The sequence below is a fragment of the Alphaproteobacteria bacterium genome (assembly GCA_037200005.1).
Classification (GTDB): Bacteria; Pseudomonadota; Alphaproteobacteria; order UBA9219; family RFNS01; genus JBBCGY01.
Genome location: JBBCGY010000001.1, coordinates 718,141 through 731,802, shown reverse-complemented (window position 1 = coordinate 731,802; position 13,662 = coordinate 718,141). Strand labels below are relative to the sequence as shown.

Genomic DNA, 13,662 nt, shown 5'->3' with positions numbered 1-13,662 from the left:
TTACCGGCTAGACAATACTCAGGCCGCCATCGATCCGCAAATCCGTGCCGGTGATCCAGCGGCTGCGCCGCGAGAGCAGATAGACGATCCCGTGCGCCACGTCGTCAGGATGGCCGATGCCCAGCGGATAGGCGGCCAGCACGGCATTCCAGCTTTCAGGCGGCGTCACCGCGCGCGACCGCGCGGCCATGTCGCTTTCCACCAAGCCGGGCACCACGCAATTGACGCGGATTTTGTCGCGCAGCAATTCATGCGCGATCGAACTTGCCGCCGCGATGATCGCGCCCTTGCTGGACGCATAGGCGACATTGCCCGCGCCGCCGATGCGGGCGGCAGCCGAGCTTAGCAGCACCAGCGACGCGCCCTCCGCATGGCAGTCGCGCTGACGCAGCCCCTTGGCCAGCATGATGGCGCTGGTGACGTTGGCGTGCAGCATCGCATCGGAAAATTCGGCGGTCATCATCTTCAGGGCGCGGTTGATCTGGATGCCCGCAGTATGGGCGATGCCCGCGAGGGGGCCGCCTTTTTCCGCAAGCTCCCGTATCCAGCCCGGAATGGCGTCGGCGGCGGCGAGATCGAAGACGGCGATGGTCGCGGAACCTCCCGGCAAATCGGCGGCGACCTTTTCCAGTCTGGCCGCGTCGCGTCCCGACAGGATAAGCTCCGCGCCCGCTTCGGCCAGCAAGCGGGCGGTAGCGCTTCCTATCGAACCGGCGGCGCCGGTGATCAAAATACGGCGGCCCGAGAATTCTGCGGCGGGAAGGGAAACGGCGTCAGCCATGGAGATCGGTCAGTCGGCGTTGTTTTGCGACACGATGGTCAGCAGTTCATCGAAGGTCTGCGCTTCGGCGATGGCGTCGCTGCCGAGCACGATGTTGAATTTTTCGTCCGCCAGCGCGATCAGGCTGATGACGGCGAGGGAATCCCAATTGTCGAAAGACGACAGCTTTTCCGGTCCCGTTATGGTGCCGGGCTTCAATTCGAGCAATTCGTCGAGCGCCAGGAAAAATTCGGCCTTGTCCATCAGTATGCCTCTGTAAAGATCGCGTGGGGTTATGACTCGTCGTCGGGAAGACGATCCAGCTTAAAGATGGTGCGCGCCAAAGGCAAACAAATCGTATGGCCGGGCTTGACCGGAACCATGGCGGGAACGCATGCGCCGACGGTGGCCCAGTCTCCGACCGTAATATGCGGCAGCACCACGGCGTTGGTCCCGATCATCGCGCCATTGCCGATCCGGGCGTGACCGAGAACCGAGGCTCCCGCCGCGACCCATGAAAAATCGCCGAGCGCGGCGTCATGGCCGATGGAAGCGCGCGTGCCGATCAGCGCGTGGCGGCCGATCGACACATTCGGCGATATCGTCGTCATGGGATTGACGATGCAGCCCTCCCCCAGCTTGATCTGCCAGGAAACGAAAGCCGAAGGATGGATGACGGTCGCCGCCTTCCAGCCCGCGGCCTCGATGCGCGCGGCGGCCTCGCGGCGCGCGGCGTTGTCGCCAAAGGCGACGCAGCACCAGGTCTCGGCGTTGCCGCGCACCGCCGACGCTTCCGCCAGCGAGCCGAGGCAGGGCAAGCCGTGGACGGTTTCGCCGCGCAACGCAGGCGTGTCGTCGGCGAAACCGATCACGCGCCATTTCGGCGTGCCGTGGCCCGCATGGCAGCCGTCTTCCGCCATGGCGGCAATTTCGCGGCCGAAGCCTCCGGCGCCATAGACGATCAGATCACGGGTGGTTTCGGACATAGCGGCAGGCCTGGCGAAGGGATGGACATGGCGAAGGCGCGGATGATACTGTCTCAGCGCGAATTCGCTTGATTCATTAGCATGGTTCTTATCAAAGAAGAAAGACTCTGGGGTTTGTTATGCAGTCCGTCATCAAAAACACCCGCATCGCCGGCGTATGCACGGCGGTGCCCAGCCGCAAGGTCAATTTCTTCGAGACGGCGGGCATGTTCGCGCGCGAGGAAATCGAGCGCATCTACGCCACCACCGGCATCGCCGAAATTCGCGCCGCGCCGGCCAACATGCTGCCGTCCGATATGTGCGCCGCCGCCGCCGAGCGGCTGATGGACCAGTTGGGATGGGAGCGATCGAGCATCGATCTCCTGGTGTTCGTCACGCAGGGGCCGGACGTGCCGCTGCCCGCCACCGCCTGCCTGCTGCAGCACCGCCTCGGCCTGTCGACCGGCTGCGCCGCCTATGACGTCAATCTCGGCTGCTCGGGCTATGTGTATGGCATGTGGATGGCGAGCCAGCTCCTGGCGGGATCTAAAAACGGGCGCGCGCTGCTGCTGGTCGGCGACCGCTCGACCGGCGGGCTGCGCCCCGGCGATCGCGGCACGGTTTCGCTGTTCGGCGACGCCGGCTCGGCGACGGCCATCGAGCGCACGACCGAAGACAATCCGATCTATATGGTCACCGGAACCGACGGGCGCGGCGCGGTGCATCTGAACGTCAAGGTCGGGGCGGTGCGCCGCACGATCCCGATCCTGAACAAGCCGATGCTGGACGAAGATTACGAAGTCATGAAGCAAAACAGCAAGGTTCACCTCAATGGCGGCGAAGTGTTCGCCTTCACGCTGCGCGTGGTGCCGAAGCTGATCGACGAAACGCTGGCGCTGGCCGGAATCGGCAAGGAGGATGTCGATTATTACGTCTTCCATCAGGCCAACAAATTCATCCTCGAGCATCTGGCGCGCAAGATGAAGCTGCCCGAGGGCCGCTCGCCGATCGATCTCGAAAAATGGGGCAATACCAGCTCCGCCTCCATCCCGCTCACCTTATGCAACAAGCTGGGCGGCATCCTTGGCGGCGAAAAGAAGAAGATATGTCTGGCCGGATTCGGCGTCGGCTGGTCCTGGGCGGCGGCGGTTCTCGATATGGGGCCGCTCGCGGTCGCCGAAGTCTATGAAATCCCCGACGATTATCCGTGCGAGTCGGCGCCGCTGAAAATGCCGGTTCTTAAGGGTAATTATGACGATGAAATCCATGAGAGCTGACACGCGGCTCCCATGATCGTCGGCTGGACCATTTTCCGCTATATCGCGCTGCAGTTCCTGACCTGGTTCGGGGCGTTTCTGTTCGGCCTCGCCGGGGTTATCCTCCTGTTCGAGGTCGCCGAGCTTCTGCGCCGCGCCGCCGACGTGCCTTCGGCGACGGTGCCCATCGTCCTGCAGATGGCTTTTTTCAAATTGCCGGAAACCATCGAGAAGGTTTTGCCTTTCGTCGTGCTGTTCTCGGGCATGTTCACTTTCTGGCGGCTGACGCGCAGCCAGGAACTGGTCGTCGTGCGCGCGAGCGGCGTTTCTGTCTGGCAATTCCTCATGCCGGTCATGCTGACGACGCTCGCGCTCAGCGCAGTGAACGTCACCATCGTCAATCCCATCGGCGCGCGGATGATCGCCCGCTACTGGGAAATGGAATCGAGTTATCTGTACCGCCTGCCCACATTGGAGCTGACGGGCGCCGGGCTGTGGCTGCGGCAGAAATCCACGACTTATGAATATCTGCTCCATGCGGACTACGTGACGCTGGAACCGCTGACGCTGCGCCCGCTGATGGTCATCGTCTATGACAAGGACAACAGCTATATCGGCCGGATCGACGCCGCCAACGCGGTGCTGAAGGACAATTCGTGGATTATCGAGAATGCCTGGTTCAACCAGAACCACGAGCAGGCGCAGCTTTTGCCGGAATTCCGGATTCCGACCGATCTGACGCTGCAGAAGATTCAGGAAAGCATGGCCGCGCCCAACACCATCTCCTTCTGGCAGTTGCCGCAATTCATCAACGCGCTGCAAGCCATCGGCCTGCCCGCCCTGCGCCACCAGATGGAGTTTCAGGGACTTCTCGCCCAGCCCTGGATGCTCATGGCGATGGCTTTCTTCGCGGCGGCGTTTTCCCTGCGGCTCGTCCGGCGCGGCGGAACGCTCGCGCTCGCTTTTGCGGGCGTGACGGTCGGCAGCTTCGCCTTCGCCCTTAACAGCGTTCTCGTGGCGCTCGGCACCACGCAGACCCTGCCGGTCGCCCTGGCCGCCTGGGCCACGCCGCTCATTTGCCTGGCTTCCGGGGCGGCGGCCCTGCTTTATCTTGAAGATGGTTGATACCGGCGCAGCCGCCGCTTATCATGCCGCCAACCCGCGACCTGGAATTGCCATGAAATTTGCCCTGCCTGCGCTTCTTCTTCTGCTCGCTTTTCCCGCGCTTGCCGCGGAACCGGCGGCGCCTGCCGCGGCCGCCGCCGCCGATGAAGAAAAAATCGCCGTCGTCGTCAATGACTCCGCCATCACGACCAGCGACATCCGCGCGCGTTATCTGCTGGCGCTTATATCTTCAGGCATGGCCGATAGTCCGGAAAACCGCAATCGCATCATGCCTCAGGTCATGCGCAACCTGATCGACGAGCAAATTCAGCTCCAGGAAACGCGGCGGCAGCAGATTTCCGTCAGCCAGCAGGATATCGATCAGGCGCTCAGCAATATCGCCGCGAGCAACAACGTCCCCGGCGGCGACATGCGGGCATTCCTCGCCGCGCGGGGTGTGCCGCCCGAGACGATAGAAAATCAGGCGCGCGCCAATATCGGCTGGATCAAGTTGGTGCAGCGGCAGCTGCGTCCGCGCGTCGAGGTCGGCGACGACGAGGTCGAGGAAGCGCTGGGGCGCATCCGCGCCAACGCCGGAAAGCAGGAATATTTCGTCAACGAGATTTTTCTCCCCGTCGACGATCCGGAGCAGGAGAGCGCGGTGCGCGATTTCGCGGACAAGCTTTTCGCGCAAATCAGGCAGAGCGGCGCTTTCGGCGCCATCGCGCGGCAGTTTTCGCAAGGCCCGGGAGCGATGCAGGGCGGCGAAATCGGCTGGGTAAGGCAAGGCATGCTGGCGCCCGAAATCGATCGCGCGCTCGGCGAAGGCAAGAAAGGCGATCTCCTGGGGCCGATTAAAAGCGCGAAAGGCTACCATATCATCGCCGTCCGCGACGAGCGGCGGATCGAGGGCGGCGGCGATCCCGCCGCCAAGGTCAAGATCGCGCAACTCACGCTGCCGGTCACGGCGACGCGGGATCGCGCCGCCGCCTTGGCCGAAGCGGAAAAAATGCGCGATACGATTCACGGCTGCGGCGAGCTGGCGAAGCGTTTCGACGGCTCGAACGGCTGGCGCTACCAGGAACTGGAGGATAAGCCGGTCGCCGACATGCCGCCCTGGCTGGCCGAAATCGCCAGAACCCAGAAAGTGGGCGAGGCCGGACAGCCCGTCCCCACCGGCACGGCGGCGGGCTTGTTCGTCGTATGCGAACGCACCGAACAGGGCGACACCGGGCGCTCGACCATCGTCAACAGCATCGGCACCGAACGTCTGGAAAATCTCGCCCGCCGTTTGCTCCGCGATTTGAAGCGGAATGCCTATATTGACATCCGAATCTAAAAACCAGCCGCAACCCCTTCCTCCGCTTCGAGAAATCATCGCGCGGCATGGGCTGGCGGCTAAAAAAGGGCTGGGGCAGCATTTCCTGCTCGACCTCAATATCACCCGGAAAATCGTGCGGCTGGCGGGCAATCTCGACGGCGTTCATGTCGTGGAAATCGGGCCGGGGCCGGGCGGCCTGACCCGCGCCATTCTGGAAAGCGAGGCCGCGAGCGTCACGGCGATCGAGCGCGACCGGCGCTGCATAGCGGCGCTTGAAGAGCTGGCGGCGGCTTCGGCCGGAAGATTGCGCATAATCGAGGGCGACGCCCTGAAAACCGACACTGCCGCGCTTGCTCCCGCGCCGCGCGCCATCATCGCCAATCTGCCCTATAACATCGGAACCGAATTATTGATCGGCTGGCTGCGCAACCATCGCGCCTATGAGCATATGACGCTTATGTTCCAGCGCGAGGTCGCGGATCGCATTACCGCCGCGCCGGGCGGCAAAACCTACGGACGCCTGTCGGTCATCGCGCAAGCGTGCTGCAAAGTGCAGAAACTTATGGATTTGCCCCCGCGAGCCTTTACACCCCCTCCCAAGGTCGCTTCGTCGGTGCTGCATTTCCAGCCGAGGCCGGACGCTCCCGATGACGGACTTCTGGAATCTCTTGAGCGCGTCACCGCGCTCGCTTTCGGCCAGCGCCGCAAAATGCTGAAAAGCGCCCTCGGCGAGACTGGCGTGGCTGCACTCGCTAAAACCGGCATCGACCCTACCGTGCGCGCGGAAATGGTGCCGGTCGCCAAATTCCTGGAATTGGCGGCGGCGCTGCCCGAAAAAACCGTCCGCAAGGCATCAATAAGGTTTACAACTCTTAACCTTTGGCCGCGCTATATGAGTTTGCTTGCATCACCCACAGTTTTTTATTGCCGAAGACGGCGTAAAAAGCTTAACTCCTTTAAAGGCGACGACTATAAAAGTGTAATGAGGGCGATTCGGAAAGACTTTACATATTCCGTTTATGGTGCCTTTAGAGCATAGCGCGATCAAATAGCATCCCCTCATGATGCTATCGGTGACCGTAAATTCGCTCGATCAATAAAGTAAGCTGGTTATGGTCCGGGTCACGGAGTCAACATGTTCATGCGATTATTCCTGTCGGTCGGCCTGACCTTGCTTATGGGAGCGCCCGTCTGGGCAGCTGGTCCCGCGAGCAACGTGCCGCCGCCGCCGTCGCCTGCGGCGCTTGAAGATCCGTCCGAGCTTATGAATGCCGCGAACGAAGCCGCCGTGCGGGCGTCAGCGCAAGCCCAGGCCGATGAAGCCAAGGCTGCGGAAGCCGCGCAAATGAAACAACAGATATTCGAGAATATCATGGCCGGCATGATGCCGCTGACCCCCGATCAGATCAGGGAGTTCATGCGTCGCCTGGAAGTCATCCAGGAGGCATCGTTGCCGCCGGCGGCGGGGCTGCCCAAGGGCGAGATCAAGACCTATACATTGTCGCTCGACCCCGGGATAGAGCCTCCGCAAATCGACCTTGCCGTCGGCTATGTCTCGACCCTCACTTTCGTGGATTCCACGGGAATGCCCTGGCCCATCGCCGACATGGGCATTGCCGGCAGCTACGAAATACAGACGACCGACAAAGGGTCTCATATAGCGCGCATTGTCCCCATGACGCGTTATGGCTACGGCAATCTGTCGGTCGTGCTCGTCGGCCTGTCGACACCGATCATTTTCCGCTTGTCCAGCGGCACCGCAAGCTTGCATTGGCGCTATGACGCCCGGGTGCCGAAATATGGCCCTAACGCAAAAATGCCTATCATCAACCAAACCGCGGTTCTATCGGCGGGCGATGAAAGAAGCATGATGTTCCTGGACAATTCACCGCCGCCGGGCGCGAAAAAAATGCATGTCGTCGGCGTCGATCGCCGCACGACGGCTTGGCAGTATGATAATAAAGTTTACGTCCGCACCCCTCTGAGCCTGCTTTCGCCAGCTTGGGATGCGAGCGTGTCTTCGTCTGACGGGATGACGGTTTATCAAGTCGGCAGCGCGCCCGTGCTGCTGATGTCGGATGCCGGGGTTATGGTGCGGGCGCGGCTTGCCAAGGAAGAAGACAATGATTGATGACAACGACCATTTCGACCAGCCGCCCGAATTCGAAGATTTAGGCGAGCCGGATCAGAAACGCGGACAGTTCGCCTCCAATATCGCCGAAGCGTGGCGCACGAAGCCGTTGTTCAAGCTTCTGGTGCTGATGATCGGCGTAGGCGCTATCGTTGCCGGATTAATAGGCTTTTTTACCCCCACCCCCGAAATCGGCGCTTCCAGAGTTGCCGCGGTGCCGGAGCTTAAAGAAGCTCCCGGCGGCAAGGCTTCGCCGGCTTTCATCGAAGCCCAAGCCCAGGCCAACCAACAGCGCATCAAGGAACAGGCACAGATCGGCGGCAGCGCTATTCCGACCCCTCTGCCCAGCGGCATTACGGTTGAGAGCCATAAGGAGAACGATCCGCTTATCCAGTTCCGCGCCGAACTTGAAAAGCAGAAAGAGGAGCAACGCAGGCAAATCCAGGTCTTGCAGCAGCAGCAGACGCAAAACCAGCAGGTCAGCGTGCAACAAGATCAGCAGCGCCTGGAAAGAATCAGCACGGCCATGTCGGCGCAGATGGGCCAGATGATCGAACTGTGGAAACCCAAGGGCATGTCCACGATCTCCGGAAAAGAAGATAAAGACAAGAAGACCGGCCCCGGAGGCGCGGCAGGTGGTGACGGCGGCGGCGGTAATTTTTATGCCCCAGCGGGCTCTGCATCCCAGGCTTCTCCAGCTATGACCGCTACCGTAACGCCCAAGGCGTTCATCTCGGCGGGGGCAGTTGCTTACGCCCAGCTTCTCACCGAAGCCAATTCCGACGTTCCGGGGCCCATTTTGGCTCAAATATTGTCGGGACCGCTATCAGGAGCGCGGGCGATCGGCAGCTTCAAAGTGGTGGATGATTATCTGGTGCTGACCTTTAATCTGGCTACGCTGAAGGGTAAGGATTATTCGATCAGCACGCTCGCGCTTGATCCCGACACGACTCTCGGGGCCCTCGCGACCGAAGTCGATCATCGCTATATCGCGCGCGTCGCCTTGCCGGCGGCAGGCGCTTTCATTGCCGAACTCGGCCAATCGCTTGGCCAGAAGCCGACCTCGACGACCGTCACCCAGAACGGCATTGTCGTCGATCAGGCCAGGACCGGCATTAAAGACGGCCTTTATGCCGGCATGGGAGCGGCAGGAGAAAGCGTCGCCAGTTTCTTAAAGAGCGAAGCCAATGCCACCAAGGTTCTCGTGCGCGTCGAAGTAGGCACGCCCATGGGATTATTCTTCACGACTTCGGTCAAGGAAGACGGCGGCCGCCCTACCTTTGCCGGCGGGAACGCGCCGAGGCCGGGCGGGGGCATGCCGGAATCGGCGGATACAAGGTCCCAGGCGCCCTTATACCCTGTCACGGCCCAAACCGGCGGCAGCCAGGGAACAGTCGGCGCAGGTTTTATTCCTCCGGCGTCTTATGCCCCCACCGGTCGACCGACTACGCCTGGTTATGGATACCGGTAGCGTAGAGTCTTTTCCGGCCATCAATAATGGAGTTTGACTGAGATGAATGATCAGCGCGACTATGAAACGCACGAAGCCGATTATGCGCCTCAGGGCGAACACGGCGGCGCTTCTTATGGCGAGGCGGGCGGTCAAAACTGGGAAGACCAGGCCGCGCCGACCGACGATTTTGAAGACCCGCCGGTAGAGACGGCAGCAGAGGCGGAAGAGGAAGATCAGCCGGCGGCGAAAAAAAGCCGCGGCGGCTGGATTCTTCCGGTCTTGCTTCTCTTCGTGCTGGCGGGCGGCGGCGGCTTCGCCTATTGGCAATTCGGCATGAACGGCATGTCGTTGACGGCGCCCCAGACAGAACCGCAACAAACCTCCGAAACTGCCGCGGCGAGTGAGGAAGCGGTGACAACGGCCGCCGCCATACCGGCAATTCCTCCCGCAGCGCCTGCGCCAATCGATCAATTGCCGGTTAAACCTGCAATTCCCGAAGCTCCCATGCCTGACGTTACGGCATCTGCCGCCGTACCGCCGATCGGCGCGGCTTCGCAGCAAGCTCAAGAAGCTTTACCCTCGGCTCCGGCAGTCATACCCGAGCCGCCTGCGGCGACGGTACCCGCTCCGGTTCCCGTAGCGATTGCCGACCTTGGGCACATCCCTCCCGCAGCGCCCGCGCATGTTGCTCCGGTGATCGAGGACGTTCAATTGCCGTCCGCGGTTCCCCCCGCACCGATTGTCGCCATGCCGGCGCCAATAGCCCCGGATACCGCGCCTTCCGTGCCGGTCGCCGCGCCCCGCCCCGAAGTCGAGGCCATGGCGCTGGCCGCGCCCGTTCCGACGTCTCACAAGCCCGATCCGGCGCTGGCCGAGGCGGCCCTGGAAAAGCAAGCGCTTGAAAAACAGGTTGCCGGACTGAAGCAGGAAGTCGCGTCGCTCAACGAAAAAATTGCGACACTGAAGAAAAAATCCGCCGTCGTGCCGGCTGCCGTCGTTCCTAAGGAAGAGAGCGTCGTGGCCGGGCTCGTGCTTAATCCGGACGCCGCCGTAGCCGCCAAACCGGCCGTCAAACCCGTTGCCAAAAAACATGCCACCGCTGCAAAACCGGAAAAAATGCATGTGACAAAAAAGACGGCGCATAAAGAACCCGCCAGCGCGGAAAAGAAGGTTGTCCAGGCCAGCCCGATTGCCAAGCCCGCCACCAAGAAGCTCGTGGCTTCAGGCTGGGTATTGCGCGCCGCGACGCCTGACAGCGCATGGCTTGCCAGCTCCGATACCAGCGCCGAATTCAGGCAGGTTCAAGTCGGCGAGACCGTGCCCGGCCTTGGCAAGATCAAATCCATCACCAATGTCGATGGCGCCTGGGTGGTCGAGGGAAGCAAGGCGCAGGTGCGCTAATCCGCCCCGGCCAGTTCCTGCACTCTCCGCCATTCTTTCTCCGTAACCGGAGAAACCGAAAGGCGCGATTGCTTCACCATCGCCATGGATTTGAGGATGGGATCAGCCTTGATCGCCACGAGCGTGACGGGCTTTTTAAGCGCCCGCACCGGCGCGACATCCACCATGACGAATTTGCCGCTTGCGTCAGATGGATCCGGATAAGCGGTCTTGACGATCCGCATCAGCCCGACGATCTCCACGCCCTCGTTGGAATGGTAGAATAAAGCCTGGTCTCCGGCTTTCATGGCGCGAAGATTATTCGCCGCCTGATGGTTGCGCACGCCGCTCCAGGCTGTGCGCTTATCCTTGACGAATTGCGGCCAGGAATAGGCGGAAGGCTCCGATTTCATCAGCCAGAAAGCCATATTCAAGCGCCTTCATTCCTTAAAGGCCGCGTGAGCAAAGCGCTGATTTCATCCTCGATCGCCGCGCCCTGATTGAGAATCCGGTCGACCGCCGCGCAAATCGGCAGTTCGACGCCGTGAGCCGCCGCGCGCGCCACGGCGGCGGAAGCGGTGGAGACGCCTTCGGCCACGCTTCTGCGCTCGGCCAGAATATCATCGAGCGCGCGCCCCTGCCCCAGCGCGTAGCCGAGCGACATGTTGCGCGATTGCGCGCCGGCGCAGGTCAGGACCAGATCGCCCATCCCCGACAGCCCCATGAAGGTTTCCATCTTGCCGCCCAGGGCGCGGCCCAGGCGCGTAAGCTCGCTCAATCCCCTGGTCATGATGGCGGCGCGGGCATTGTCGCCGAAACCCCGGCCCTCGACGATGCCGCAGGCGATGGCGAGGACGTTCTTGACCGCGCCGCCGATCTGGGTTCCGGCAATGTCGTCGGAAAGATAAGGCCTCAATGAACGGCTGCCCATCGCCTGAATCAACTGCTTGCCGATATCCTGATCCCGCATCGCCAGCGTCACGGCGGCGGGCAAGCCCCGCGCCACTTCGGCGGCGAAAGTCGGCCCCGACAGCACGCCGATGGGGTGCTGCGGCAGGACGGCGGCGACCACCTCGCTCATCAGCATAAGGGTGCCCTGCTCGATCCCCTTGCTGCCGATAATCAGCGGCGTTTCCGGACGCGGGAAAAGGCTCGCCGTCACGCCGCGCAGATGCTGCGCCGGAGGCGTCAGCAGCAAAACGTCGCATTCCTGCAGCGCCGCGCGGTCGGTGGTGGCGAACAGCGCGTGATCGAGCGGAATGCCCGGCAGATAGGCCGGATTTTCGTGCCGCGTGTTGATGACGGCCACGACTTCTTCCGAACGCGCCCACAGCGTGACGTGCCGCCCGGCGCGCAACAGCGCGATGCCGAGCGCCACGCCCCACGCGCCGCCGCCGACGATACCGAAATGATTGTAGGACGATTCAGTCATGCTGAAGTCTTAGCAACTTTCACCAATTCGGCAAGCGGCCATCGCGGGCGGGCGGGGGCGTCGAAACCGTCGCTCAGGCCGAGCCGCAACCGCTCGACACCCGTCCAGGCGATCATGACGCCGTTATCGGTGCATAGCGCGGGCGGCGGCACGACAAGCGGCAGCGAAGATTGCGCGGCGGTCTTCGCCAGCGCCAGGCGCAAAACCTTGTTCGCCGCGACGCCGCCCGCCGCCACCAGCGTGGTTGGCTTTTCATGCGCGGCGAGCGCAAGGGCGCGGGCGGTCTTGCCGGCCAGGATATGCGCGATGGTTTCCTGCAGGCTCGCGGCCACGTCGGCTCGAAAATTCGTTCCCTCCGGCTTGTCTTCGCGTTCGACCAGCCGCCGCACGGCGGTTTTCAGCCCGGAAAAGGAGAAATCGCAATTGTCTTGATCCATCAAGGGCCGCGGCAGCGCAAAGCGGCGCGGATCGCCCTGCTCGGCCAGCGCCGCGATAGCCGGACCGCCGGGATAAGGCAGGCCCAGCAGTTTCGCCGCCTTGTCGAAGCACTCGCCCGCCGCGTCGTCGATCGTGCCGCCGAGCAGCCGGTAATCGCCCACGCCGCGCACCAGCAGCAACTGGCAATGGCCGCCGGACACCAGCAGCAGCACATAAGGGAATGGAACATCGTCGGTCAGACGGGCCGTCAAGGCATGCGCTTCGAGATGATTGACGGCGGCGAAGGGGAGCTTGCGCGCCGCCGCGACGGCCTTGCCGAACATCGCGCCGACCATCACGCCGCCGATCAGGCCGGGGCCGCAGGTCGCGGCGATGCCGCCGATATCGCTCCAGCCGAGACCGGCATCATCCAGCGCGCCGAGAACGACATGATCGAGATGCTGCAAATGCGCCCGCGCCGCGATCTCCGGCACCACGCCGCCATAGGCCTGATGCGTCGCCGCCTGGCTCGCGATCCTGTTCGCCAGAATGCGGCGATCTTCGGAAACGATGCCGACCGCCGTCTCGTCGCAACTGGTTTCAATACCGAGGATGATCATGCTCAAGCCACTACCGAAAATCCGCCATGCCGTCTATAATCGATTCATGACCGATCTTTATTTCCGCACCCATATCTTCTGCTGCACCAATCAGCGCCCGCCCGGCCATAAGCGCGGCTGCTGCGCCGACAAGGGCGCGGAGAAGCTACGCAATTATATGAAATCCCGCGCCAAGGAACTCGGCCTTAAGGGCATCCGGGTCAACGGCGCGGGCTGCCTCGACCGCTGCGAGCTTGGCCCCTGCATCGTGCTGTATCCCGAAGGCGTCTGGTACAGCCCCAAGACCGAAGCCGATATCGACGAAATCCTCGATGTCCATGTCCGCCGCGGCGGGCGCGTCGAACGGCTGATGCTGAAGCCTGAGGATAGCCCTAAGACCTAAGGCTCGTTCTTCAAATCCGTCCTTTTATCGGAACGGCGAAGCGCCGCCGCAAGCCTTACCGCATGCTGGGTCGCGACGGGAATGCCCGCTTTCTCCGCTCTTGCCACATCCAGCCCAGCCGCCCGGCGCATCTCGGCCTCTATAGCGCGCCCGGCTTTTGACGCCGCGGCATCCGCCCCGGAGGCCGGGCCTGAAGTTTCCGACACATCCGGCGCGGATGGCAGAGCGTTCAATCTCGCTTTGACCGTCCGGGCAGCGTCCGCATCGGCGTCGAAGCCAACGATGAAAAACGACGGTTCAATATCGCCCCCATCAGTGATTGTTTCGATGCTGAGGCCGGCAAGCTTGCCGCGCAACGGCTCAAGAGCTTTTTCCATGGCCCTTCTGGAATCCAGAATCGTTACACCCGGCTCGAATTCGACGGCAATCCAATTTTGCATG

The 13,662-nt window shown here is 62.4% G+C and carries 14 protein-coding genes and 1 pseudogene; 8 read left to right on the top strand and 7 right to left on the bottom strand.

What is annotated here, in order from left to right:
• Window positions 1–7: 7 nt before the first annotated feature.
• From WDO70_03705 to WDO70_03695, 3 genes are read right to left on the bottom strand one after another with little or no spacing between them, the layout of a single operon-like run.
• Window positions 8–781, bottom strand: coding sequence for an SDR family oxidoreductase (locus tag WDO70_03705; GenBank protein ID MEJ0062312.1), 774 nt, complete (start codon window positions 779–781; stop codon window positions 8–10).
• Between the two features lie 9 nt (window positions 782–790).
• Entirely contained in the window at window positions 791–1,024 is a 234-nt protein-coding gene (locus WDO70_03700; GenBank protein ID MEJ0062311.1) for an acyl carrier protein, read from the bottom strand.
• 29 nt (window positions 1,025–1,053) lie between these two features.
• Entirely contained in the window at window positions 1,054–1,746 is a 693-nt protein-coding gene (locus tag WDO70_03695; protein ID MEJ0062310.1) for a NeuD/PglB/VioB family sugar acetyltransferase, read from the bottom strand.
• Between the two features lie 119 nt (window positions 1,747–1,865).
• Here WDO70_03695 and WDO70_03690 point away from each other — a divergent pair, with 119 nt between their 5' ends.
• The 7 genes and pseudogenes from WDO70_03690 to WDO70_03660 all read left to right on the top strand — a co-directional run bounded on the left by WDO70_03690 (window position 1,866) and on the right by WDO70_03660 (window position 10,391).
• Window positions 1,866–3,002 (top strand): ketoacyl-ACP synthase III, encoded by a 1,137-nt coding sequence (locus WDO70_03690; GenBank protein MEJ0062309.1) that lies wholly within the window; start codon window positions 1,866–1,868, stop codon window positions 3,000–3,002.
• A gap of 12 nt (window positions 3,003–3,014) precedes the next feature.
• A complete protein-coding gene (locus tag WDO70_03685; protein MEJ0062308.1) occupies window positions 3,015–4,106 on the top strand; it encodes an LptF/LptG family permease in 1,092 nt (363 codons plus the stop codon).
• A gap of 52 nt (window positions 4,107–4,158) precedes the next feature.
• Window positions 4,159–5,424 carry a peptidylprolyl isomerase gene (locus WDO70_03680; protein ID MEJ0062307.1) on the top strand — a complete coding sequence of 422 codons (1,266 nt, stop codon included), beginning with the start codon at window positions 4,159–4,161 and terminating at the stop codon, window positions 5,422–5,424.
• Window positions 5,399–6,235, top strand: a pseudogene (gene rsmA, locus WDO70_03675) (16S rRNA (adenine(1518)-N(6)/adenine(1519)-N(6))-dimethyltransferase RsmA). The gene WDO70_03680 and the pseudogene rsmA overlap by 26 nt, the downstream one beginning before the upstream one ends.
• A 306-nt stretch (window positions 6,236–6,541) precedes the next feature.
• Window positions 6,542–7,537, top strand: coding sequence for a DotH/IcmK family type IV secretion protein (locus tag WDO70_03670; GenBank protein MEJ0062306.1), 996 nt, complete (start codon window positions 6,542–6,544; stop codon window positions 7,535–7,537).
• Window positions 7,530–9,008 carry a hypothetical protein gene (locus tag WDO70_03665; GenBank protein ID MEJ0062305.1) on the top strand — a complete coding sequence of 493 codons (1,479 nt, stop codon included), beginning with the start codon at window positions 7,530–7,532 and terminating at the stop codon, window positions 9,006–9,008. Before WDO70_03670 ends, WDO70_03665 begins: the two co-directional genes overlap by 8 nt.
• A gap of 42 nt (window positions 9,009–9,050) precedes the next feature.
• Complete coding sequence (locus WDO70_03660) at window positions 9,051–10,391, top strand: hypothetical protein (GenBank protein MEJ0062304.1); 1,341 nt, start codon at window positions 9,051–9,053, stop codon at window positions 10,389–10,391.
• Here WDO70_03660 and WDO70_03655 read toward each other — a convergent pair.
• The 3 genes from WDO70_03655 to tsaD are packed head-to-tail and all read right to left on the bottom strand — an operon-like array spanning window position 10,388 to window position 12,839.
• Entirely contained in the window at window positions 10,388–10,798 is a 411-nt protein-coding gene (locus WDO70_03655) for an EVE domain-containing protein (GenBank protein ID MEJ0062303.1), read from the bottom strand. The genes WDO70_03660 and WDO70_03655 overlap by 4 nt on opposite strands.
• Before the next feature lie 2 nt (window positions 10,799–10,800).
• The gene (locus WDO70_03650; GenBank protein MEJ0062302.1) at window positions 10,801–11,802 is read right to left on the bottom strand and encodes an NAD(P)H-dependent glycerol-3-phosphate dehydrogenase; all 1,002 of its coding nucleotides are present in this window, start codon (window positions 11,800–11,802) and stop codon (window positions 10,801–10,803) included.
• The gene (gene tsaD / locus WDO70_03645; GenBank protein ID MEJ0062301.1) at window positions 11,799–12,839 is read right to left on the bottom strand and encodes a tRNA (adenosine(37)-N6)-threonylcarbamoyltransferase complex transferase subunit TsaD; all 1,041 of its coding nucleotides are present in this window, start codon (window positions 12,837–12,839) and stop codon (window positions 11,799–11,801) included. The genes WDO70_03650 and tsaD overlap by 4 nt, the downstream gene beginning before the upstream one ends.
• On the opposite strand from tsaD, the gene WDO70_03640 reads away from it, so the two are divergent.
• The gene (locus WDO70_03640; protein ID MEJ0062300.1) at window positions 12,838–13,221 is read left to right on the top strand and encodes a (2Fe-2S) ferredoxin domain-containing protein; all 384 of its coding nucleotides are present in this window, start codon (window positions 12,838–12,840) and stop codon (window positions 13,219–13,221) included. The genes tsaD and WDO70_03640 overlap by 2 nt on opposite strands.
• On the opposite strand, the gene WDO70_03635 is transcribed toward WDO70_03640, so the two are convergent.
• Window positions 13,218–13,661, bottom strand: a complete 444-nt coding sequence (locus WDO70_03635; protein ID MEJ0062299.1) for a hypothetical protein — start codon at window positions 13,659–13,661, stop codon at window positions 13,218–13,220. The two genes, WDO70_03640 and WDO70_03635, sit on opposite strands and share 4 nt — an antisense overlap.
• Window position 13,662: the final 1 nt, after the last annotated feature.